The 8,213-nt window shown below is 77.6% G+C and carries 6 protein-coding genes; 3 read left to right on the top strand and 3 right to left on the bottom strand.

Translation table 11 applies throughout. From position 1 onward, the window contains the following. Positions 1-425: 425 nt before the first annotated feature. Together BUE43_RS05570 and BUE43_RS05565 are read right to left on the bottom strand one after the other, a co-directional pair. On the bottom strand, positions 426-3,446 hold the full coding sequence (locus BUE43_RS05570) for a sacsin N-terminal ATP-binding-like domain-containing protein (protein WP_073480122.1): 3,021 nt from the start codon (positions 3,444-3,446) through the stop codon (positions 426-428). Between the two features lie 4 nt (positions 3,447-3,450). Next, positions 3,451-4,221 carry a DUF3027 domain-containing protein gene (locus BUE43_RS05565; RefSeq protein WP_073480121.1) on the bottom strand — a complete coding sequence of 257 codons (771 nt, stop codon included), beginning with the start codon at positions 4,219-4,221 and terminating at the stop codon, positions 3,451-3,453. Positions 4,222-4,497: 276 nt separating this feature from the next. Between BUE43_RS05565 and BUE43_RS05560 the strand changes: the two genes are divergently transcribed. From BUE43_RS05560 to BUE43_RS05550, 3 genes are all read left to right on the top strand, one after another. Continuing rightward, positions 4,498-5,268: a glutaminyl-peptide cyclotransferase gene (locus BUE43_RS05560; protein WP_073480335.1), complete on the top strand. Its 771-nt coding sequence runs from the start codon at positions 4,498-4,500 to the stop codon at positions 5,266-5,268. A gap of 58 nt (positions 5,269-5,326) precedes the next feature. Then, positions 5,327-7,033 (top strand): MFS transporter, encoded by a 1,707-nt coding sequence (locus BUE43_RS05555; protein WP_073480120.1) that lies wholly within the window; start codon positions 5,327-5,329, stop codon positions 7,031-7,033. Positions 7,034-7,144: 111 nt separating this feature from the next. After that, on the top strand, positions 7,145-7,612 hold the full coding sequence (locus tag BUE43_RS05550; protein WP_234995543.1) for a DUF2771 family protein: 468 nt from the start codon (positions 7,145-7,147) through the stop codon (positions 7,610-7,612). A gap of 137 nt (positions 7,613-7,749) precedes the next feature. On the opposite strand, the gene BUE43_RS05545 is transcribed toward BUE43_RS05550, so the two are convergent. Continuing rightward, positions 7,750-8,136 (bottom strand): cold-shock protein, encoded by a 387-nt coding sequence (locus BUE43_RS05545; RefSeq protein WP_073480119.1) that lies wholly within the window; start codon positions 8,134-8,136, stop codon positions 7,750-7,752. Between the last annotated feature and the right edge of the window lie 77 nt (positions 8,137-8,213).

Below are 8,213 nucleotides of genomic sequence, written 5' to 3'. Positions count from 1 at the left end.
GACGGGGACGGGGACGGGGACGGGGACGGGGACGGGGACGGGGACGGGGACGGGGACGGGGCGAAGGGTGCCCGAGATCCGCTGGGGACGACCGGCCCGAACACCCTTCTCACCGCACTCCACGTCACGACCGACGTCCACTTGGCGGCCAGGCCCGTATCGGCAGTGCACTGGATCTGACAGACCCTGAGCTGGCCCCCTCACGGGTGACCCAGGCGCTGCTCGGGTCCACCTCTCCCAGGTCCGGTGGCCGCGGTTGCTGCCCACCCGGATGCCCAACGTGTTCCCGTACCCGCCCGGCCAGCCCGGCCACAACCGCCAGCCGCGCCCGCGTTACCGCTGGTCACATCAGGCCATGCGGCTGTTCGCGGCGAACCACTGCTCACGTCCAGGGCGAGCAGGGGCAGCCGCCTCAGCTCAGGCAGTCAGCCCAGGTAGGTGGTCGGGGACGGCCCGTGCGGGTCGGCCAGCAACGCGGCGAGCAGGTGCCGGTCCGCCCAGCGCCCCAGGGCCCACGCCAACGCCCGGGACAGCCCCGTCGGGTCCTCCACGGCGTGCAGCACGCCGTCGTCGTCCACCCACCACGGCACGGCGACGTCGGCACCAGCGTCGGCACCAGCACGGCCGGCGACTCGCACCACCAGGCGCTCGTGCACGACCAGCGGGTCCTCGGGCAGGGCGTGCCCGGTCAGGCCGCACGCCTCCGGCACGCCGTCGAGGTCGGCCCAGTCCAGCTCCCGGCCGGCCACGCGCACCTCGCCGGCCACCTCGTCGCCGGCCAGCGGCAGGTCCAACAGCTCGGCGAGCGACTCGGCGTGGCCTCCGGCCACCACCCGGCCGGGGTCGAGCACGCCCAGCGCCCAGGGCACGTCGAGCACCAGCGCGTCGGCCGCGGGCACGGCGGCGCCGGTGAGCGCGCGCACCCGCTCCGGGGGGTCGATCTCGGCCGGGTCGAGCACGTGGTCGGCCACCGCGGTGGCCAGGGCGGTGTGGACGCGGAGGGCGACGCCCGGCGCGACCGGGCGCTCCGGGTCGCCCAGCCGGGCCACCAGGTCCTCGGCGTCCTCGACGTCCCGCACCGCCAGCCGGGCGCGCACCCCGGCCGCCGCCAGCAGCGCCGGGTCCAGGCCGCCGGCCGCCTCCGGCGGGACCACGTCGTACAGCCCGGTCAGCTCGTCGGCGTCCGGCAGCCGCCAGTGCCGGAGCGGGCGTCCCGCCAGGCGGGCGTGCCGCGCCAACCACCAGGTCGTGTAGCCGGGCTCGCGCAGCGCGCGCCGGGCGTCGGGATCGGCGGCCAGCAGCCGCAACGCGGCCGGCCACGCGTCCTCGGCCACCAGGTCCAGGTCGCGCACGGCGACGAGCCGCTCCGGCGGGGTGGGCCGGCTCGCCCACCACTCCTCCTCGTCGGCCAGGTCGTGCTCGGGGCCGGCGGGGGTGTCGTCGACCAGCAGCGGGAACCGGTCCAGCACGCCGATCGCGGTGAGCAGGCTCTCCGGCCAGCGCCGGGCGACGTCCCCGGCCAGCTCCCGGAGCGGGGCGTCCTCGGCCAGCACGCCCAGCAGCGCCGAGCCCGGCAGGACCAGCTCGTCGGCGCGGCAGGGGTCGCCGTCGACGTCGGGCAGCGCCAACGCGGCCAGCCAGGGCAGCTCGCCGGGGCGCACGCCGGCCCGGTCGGCCAGCAGGAGCACGGTCTCGGCCAGCGGCGTGACGTCGGCGCCCGCCTCGGCGTCGTCGACCGAGCGCTCCACCGGCTCCCGCAACGCCTCCAGCAGCTCGGCCGGGCCCGCCCGCCGCGCGCCGAGCCGCTCCAACAGCGGGTGCGCCGCGGCGGGGTGCGCGATCCGGAGGCCGCCGAGGTCCGGCACCCCCGCGTCCGGCCCGTCCGCGTCGAGCTGCCCGGCGAGGACGTCGAGGGCGGCCCGGTCCGTCTCCGGCAGCAGCACGTCCCTCGGCCCGGTCACCACCCGCCCGTCGACCAGCGGGACGGGCAGCCCGCCCAGCTCCTCCCGCGCCGACGGGTCGGCCTCGACCCAGGGCTGCAGGGCCGCGTAGACGCGGGCCCACCACTCGGGCTCCCGGTCCAGCCCGGTCAGGGCCGCCGCCACCTCGCCCGCGGTCAGCCGGGCGACGCCGAGCGCCGTCAGCGGCCGCGCGTGCCGCGGCGCGGAGAACTCGGCGGCGACCAGGCCGGGAACGACCTCGGCCAGCACCGCCGCGAGGTCGTCGAGCGGGGCGTCCAGCACGCGCGCGGCCGACGGGGCGAGCGGCGGCCCGCCGTCGGCGGAGGGCAGCCACTCGGTCCGGCGCAGCTCCGCCAGCACCCGCTCCCGCAGCACGCCGTCCACCTCGGACAGCGGGAAGTCGGGCAACGGCACGACCGAGGTCCGCTGCTCCGCCGGCAACGCGAGCACGAGGTCGGGGTAGGCGGCCGCGGCGGCGGCGAGCACGGCGTCGGTGGCCGGGCCGGGCAGCAGCCGGCGGCGCGACGGCTCCACCGGCAGCGTGGCCAGCAGGCGGGCCGGCAGCGAGAGGCGCTCGTCGGTGGGGGTCGGGGCGTGCAGCACGTCCTCGGCCAGGGGCGTCGGCGCCTCGTCGCCGCCGGTCGGCACCGCCCAGCAGACCGTCCACTCGGGACGTTCGCGGGCCTCGGTCGCCAGGCCGCTCAAGGCCGGCTCGGCCAGCCGGCCGTGCCGGCGCCGGACGAGCCAGCGGGTGGCCGCGCCGTCACCGTGGACGGTCACGCGCCCGTCGGCGAGCTCGCCCGCCCGCCACCAGGCCCGGTCGCCGATCTCGATCCTGGCCAGCGACGGCAGGGCGAGCAGCAGGTCAGCCGCCTGCTCGGCGCACTCGGCGAGCAGGGCGGGCACGTCGACGTCTGGTCGCAGCGGCAGCCGCACCTCGGTGGCGAACCCCTCGGGCGGCGCGGGCTCGCCCGGCTCCACCGGCCACACCAGCCGCAGCACCGGCACACCGCCGCCCCGCTCCGCCAGCGCGTCGGCCAGCTCCGGGACGTCGGCCACCTCGGCCCTGGTGCGCTCGGCGGAGAACGCCACCCCGCCGGTGGTCGAGACGATCCTGGGCGCGTCGGTGGCCGCGAGCACGGCGGCGAAGCCGACGCCGAACCGGCCCACGGTGCCCGACTCGCGTTTCGCGGAGGCCCGCAGCGACGCCAACGCCGCCACCCCGGCCGCGTCCAGCGGCGCGCCGGTGTTGGCCACCCGCAGCTCGCCGTCCACGACCGCGAGCCGGACCCGGCCGGGCACACCGGCGTGCGCGGCGGCGTCGGCGGCGTTCTGCGCGAGCTCGACCAGCAGGCGGTCGCGGTACCCGCCGAAGTGCAGGTCCTCCTCGGCGTTGGCGTCCTCCCGGAACCGGGTCGGGGAGCCACGCCAGGCGTCCAGCACCGCGCGCCGCAGGACGGCCGTGCCGAACGGGTCGGCGGTCATGGCGTCACACGCTCTCCGGGGCGGACCCGTTCACCGAGGTGGCGACGGCCGCCAGCGGCTCGACGTCGAGCACCGCGTCGTCGTAGACCACCTCGGCCACCGGCACCGACAGCGACGTGTCGATCTCGGCCTCGGAGTGCGCGCCGCAGCCGTACTCGGTGTGCACCACGCGGCCGTCGGCGGGCGCGTACTCGTTGCCGCACGCGCCGAACCCGGCCCGCAGCGACCCGGCGAGCGGCAGGTAGAAGGCGCAGGTGCCGCACGTGGCCGGCGCGCTGCGCGCCATCTCGCTGCGCGGCCCGAAGTCGCCGCGGTGCCAGCGGTCGGCGGCCAGAGTCCGGCCGTGCCGGGACAGCACCCGCACCCGGCCGAGGCCGACCTCGCGCGCGACCTCCTCCACCGCCGGGTCGTCGCTGGCCAGGTAGGCCGGCGCCAGCCGGGGGTCGTCCGGGGCGGTCGGCAGCAGGTCGCCGACGCCGAGGTCGCCGGCCCGCACCCGCTGCTGCCAGGGCACCCAGTCGGGGGCCACCAGCGCGTCGGGGCCGGGCAGCAGCACGACCTCGCTGACCGTCACCGGGGTGTCGGGGCCGGCCCACGCCACGGTGACCGCCCACCGCCAGCCGGCGTAGCCGGGGTGCACGGCCTCGAACAGGTGGGTGACGGCCGCGGCGGCCGGGTCGTCCTCGGCCTGCGCGTCGACGTGCGCGCCCACGCCGTCCGCGCCGGCCTCCTCCAGGGCCGCCGCGCGGGCGAGCTCCACCGCGCCGGCCAGCACGGGATCCGGATCGCGGTGGGTCCCCGTGCCGCCGACGTCCCCGGCAACCGTGGCTCGACGCGGCGAGCCGGTCTCGCTCGAAGTGGGCGTTGGCGTCACGCCCTCGATTGTGCCCCACCAGGTCTGCCGCCCCGTCACCCCGCCCGCCCCTGGTTCCCCCCGACGCGCGGACCCGCGACGACGTGCGCCGGCGCCGCCCGGCGCCAGCCCGGCCGCCCGGCGCTGCTCGTGGGCGACTGTGAGCGTCAGGGGAGCGGACGTGCCAGTCTGGTGGCCATGCGGACCCGCGTTGTCCTGCTGACCGGGTTGCTCGCGCTCACCGCGTGCGGCGGCGTCGCCGGCGCCGACGCGCCGCGCCGGCTGCGCGTCGAGGTGCTCGACACGCTGCCGCACGACCGCACGGCGTTCACCCAGGGACTGGAGCTGGTCGACGGGGTGCTCTACGAGGGGACCGGCCGGGTCGGGGCCTCGTCGCTGCGCGAGGTGGACCCGGCCACCGGCGAGGTCCGGCGCAGGGCGGAGCTCGCGCCGCCGTTGTTCGGCGAGGGCGTCACCGTCGTGGGCGACCGGGTCTGGCAGCTCACCTGGCGCGAGGGCGTGGCCGTGCAGTGGGACCGGGCCACGCTGACCGAGGTCCGCCGGGTCGGCTACACCGGCGAGGGCTGGGGGCTGTGCCACGACGGCGGCCGGCTGGTGATGAGCGACGGGAGCGCGCGGCTGACCTTCCGCGACCCCGCGACCTTCCAGCCGACCGGCCAGGTCGTGGTGCGCCGCGCCGGCGAGGAGCAGACCCGGCTCAACGAGCTGGAGTGCGCCGACGGGGCGGTGTGGGCGAACGTGTGGGGCAGCGACGAGATCGTGCGCGTGGACCCGGGCTCGGGCCGGGTGACCGCGGTCGTCGACGCCTCGGGGCTGCTGCCCGCCCGCGACCGGACGGGCGACCAGGTGCTCAACGGCGTCGCCGCCGTGCCCGGCGGGGACCAGTTCCTGGTCACCGGGAAGAACTGGCCCAGCATGTTCCGGGTCCGGTTCGTGCCCGCGGGGTGAGCGGCGCATCCCCGCCGGAACCGCGCGCCGCGTGACCCGGTTGGGGCAGGATTGGGGCGTGACGAGGTCCGGGCCCGTTGACCGACCCGACGGCACGCCACGCGGCCGTCCGGGCGGCGACGGCCACCCCGGGCCACCGGCGGAGCGCCGCTACCCGTGGCAGGACGACCCCGACTACCAGGGCTCGGCGGCGCCGACCCGCCCCAGCCGGGTCACCCGGCCCTTCCCGGTCGAGCACGCGCCGACCGAGCCGGTGCGGCGGCGTCCGCTGCCACCCCGCACGGCGCTCCGCGGCCCGCAGGGCACCCGGCGCGTGCGGGTCGGGGAGGCCGACGAGACGCCCGCGCCGGGAGCTCCCCAGCTCCCGAGGAAGCTGACCGTCACGCGGGTGGCGGTCTGGCGGGGACGCCAGCTCACCCAGCAGGCCGTGCACGCGTTCCGGCGCGCCGCGCACGCCGACGGCGCGGACCGGTCGGGGCTGGCGAAGCTCACCTACACCGTGATGGCCAACTACGCGGTGGACGCCGCCATCGCGGTGGCGCTGGCGAACACGCTCTTCTTCTCCGCCGCGACGGCGGAGAGCCGGGGCAAGGTCGCGCTCTACCTGTTGATCACGGTGGCGCCGTTCGCGGTGGTCGCGCCGCTGGTCGGCCCCGCGCTCGACCGGTTGCAGCGGGGGCGGCGCATCGCGCTCGCCGCGTCCTTCGCGGGGCGGGTCGTCCTGGCCGCGGTCATGGCGCTGCACTTCGACGACTGGCTGCTCTACCCGGCCGCGCTGGGCAGCATGGTGCTGTCGAAGTCGTTCGGCGTGCTGAAGGCGGCGGTGACGCCCCGCGTGCTGCCCCCGGAGATCACGCTGGTCAAGACGAACTCCCGGCTCACGGCCTTCGGCCTCGCCGCGGGCGGCGTCCTCGGCGCGCTCGCGGCGGGCTTCGCCGCCCTGTTCGGCTCGCCCGGCGCGTTGTGGTTCACCGCCGCGCTGTGCGGCGTCGGCGCCTGGCTGTGCCTGCGCATCCCGGCGTGGGTCGAGGTGACCGAGGGCGAGGTCCCGGCGTCGCTGAGCCGGCACCCGCACCGGCCCCGCCGCCAGCCGATGGGCCGGCACGTGGTCGTGGCGCTGTGGGGCAACGGCACGATCCGGGTGCTGACCGGCTTCCTCACCCTGTTCGCCGCATTCGTGATCAAGGCGGAGACCGAGCAGTCCCCCGGCATGCAGCTGGTGCTGTTGGGAGTGATCGGGGCGGCGGCCGGGGCCGGCAACTTCCTCGGTAACGCCCTGGGCGCCCGGCTGCACGTCGGCCGGCCGGACCAGGTGGTGCTGGGCGCGCTGTCCGGGGTGCTGGCCGCGACGGCGGTCGCGGCGCTGCTGCCGGGCGTGGCCACGGCGGCGGTGCTCGGCCTGGTCGGCGCGACCGGCAGCGCCATGGCCAAGGTCAGCCTGGACGCGGTGATCCAGGACGACCTGCCGGAGCAGTCGCGGGCGTCGGCCTTCGGGCGCTCCGAGACGATCCTCCAGCTCACCTGGGTCTTCGGCGGCGCGCTCGGCCTGCTGCTGCCGGCGACGTGGTGGATCGGCTTCACGGTGGTGGGCGCGGTGCTCGCGGTGGGCTTGGCCCAGACCGCCGTGTCGCGGCGCGGCGGCTCGCTGGTCCCCGGGCTCGGCGGCGACCGCCCGCTCCGGCCGGCCCCGGTCGCCGACGGCCCGCCCGCCGAGCCCGGGAGCTGGTCGACCCGGCCCTTCCCGGACGCCGGCACCCGGTCCTGAGCCCCGGTCGGCGGACCTGGGGACGGACCTGGGGACGGACCTGGGCCGGCGTCCGCGGAGCGCACCACGTAGGGTCGCCCCGTGCGTCGTCAAGGAGTGCGTCAGCGGAGCGTGACCTTCGTGCTGATGGCGGCGGTGGGCCTGGCGGTGGCGGGCTGCTCGGCCCCGCCCAAGCCCGAGGTGACCTTCTTCTCGGCCGGCCGCTCGGTGGCCACCGGCCCCTCCCAGCACTGCGACGAGCGGGTGGAGAACTGCACCGCCGACCCGGACGCGGTGGCCGCGCTGCGGGTGCCCGCCGACCGGCCGCTGCAGATCTCGGTCGACGACAGCGTCGCCGCCACCCCGTGGCAGGTGGTGTTCCGCTACCGGCTGCCCAACGGCGACCGGGTGGACGGCCGCAGCGAGGTCTTCCCGCCCGACAAGCAGTTCGCGTACACGCTGCGCCTGCCCGAGCGGGGCGCGCAGCTGGAGACCGCCGAGGTGCACCAGTTCGGCGCGGTGCTGTTCCAGCGCGTGGACGGCGGGGTCGACTTCCCGACCCGCGCGACCTGGGTCCTCTCGGTCGACGACCGGAGCTGACGACCGGAACCGACCGACCGGCTGGCGACCAGAACTGGCGGCCGGGCCCCGGTCCGCGACCGGCCCCGGGAACGACGAGCGCCGCACGTCCGGCCCCTCGGCCCGACGTGCGGCGCTGTCGACGTCCCGCGTGCGGACTACGGCTCCAGCTCGCGCGCCACGGCGCGGACGACCTCGGCGATCCGCTTGGTCATCTTGCGGTCGGGGTAGCGCCCGCGCCGCAGCTCCGGCTGGACCTTCGCCTCCAGCAGCTTGATCATGTCCTCGATGAGGCCGTGCAGCTCCTCCGCCGGCCGGCGCCGGGCCTCGACCACCGACGGCAGCGGGTCGACCAGCCGCACCGACAGCGCCTGCGGTCCGCGCCGACCCTCGGCGACGCCGAACTCGACGCGCTGGCCGGTCTTCAGCCCCGGCACCCCGGGCGGCAACGCGGAGGCGCGCACGTACACGTCCTCCCCGCCGTCCTGGGTCACGAAGCCGAAGCCCTTCTCCGCGTCGTACCACTTGACCCTGCCGGTCGGCACTGTTCTCACCGTTCCCTCAGTCCGCTGCCACACGCCGTGCCCCGGCACGACGAACGCGTCCCGGGCGTGCCCGGGAC

The sequence above is a fragment of the Streptoalloteichus hindustanus genome (genome assembly GCF_900129375.1).
GTDB lineage: Bacteria > Actinomycetota > Actinomycetes > Mycobacteriales > Pseudonocardiaceae > Streptoalloteichus > Streptoalloteichus hindustanus.
Note: the sequence above shows the minus strand (reverse complement) of the source record. Positions and strands in the feature narration are given on the sequence as shown.

Bases quoted from the DNA above. Each gene is read 5' to 3' on its own strand.
- BUE43_RS05570 (WP_073480122.1), bottom strand. From the start codon at position 3,446: ATGACCGCCGACCCGTTCGGCACGGCCGTCCTGCGGCGCGCGGTGCTG.
- BUE43_RS05560 (WP_073480335.1), top strand. From the start codon at position 4,498: ATGCGGACCCGCGTTGTCCTGCTGACCGGGTTGCTCGCGCTCACCGCG.